Below are 353 nucleotides of genomic sequence, written 5' to 3'. Positions count from 1 at the left end.
CCATTTGCTCAAACTCACGCATTCTAAAGATAAATTATCTTGCTACAATTTCATTACGGAAAGCTTTAACGGTTTGTGCAATTCCAAATGGAATTTTCATTCTACCTGTTTTTCGCAAATTTAAGAAATTCACAAAAATCCCCTGAGCAGTTTCAGGGCGAAGGTATAAATTGGTAGCACTTTCGGCCGAAGCTCCTAACTTAGTTCCAAACATCACATTAAACTGCCGTACTTCAGTCCAGTTCTTACTACCTGTTTCGGGGTCAGCAATTCCCAGTTCTTCGATGAGGTCCTTAACATCTGCCAGATCGTTAGCATCTAAAGCTCGAGCCGTCCGGTCTAAGACGGCTATG

The 353-nt window shown here is 41.6% G+C and carries 1 pseudogene; it reads right to left on the bottom strand.

The window, feature by feature from the left end:
- Positions 1–37: 37 nt before the first annotated feature.
- Positions 38–353: pseudogene (locus tag ACY2RT_RS15300) on the bottom strand (glycine--tRNA ligase); the annotation flags it as partial.

This window comes from Ulvibacter sp. 2210JD10-4 (assembly GCF_058148525.1).
This window is presented reverse-complemented; position numbering and strand designations above follow the sequence as displayed.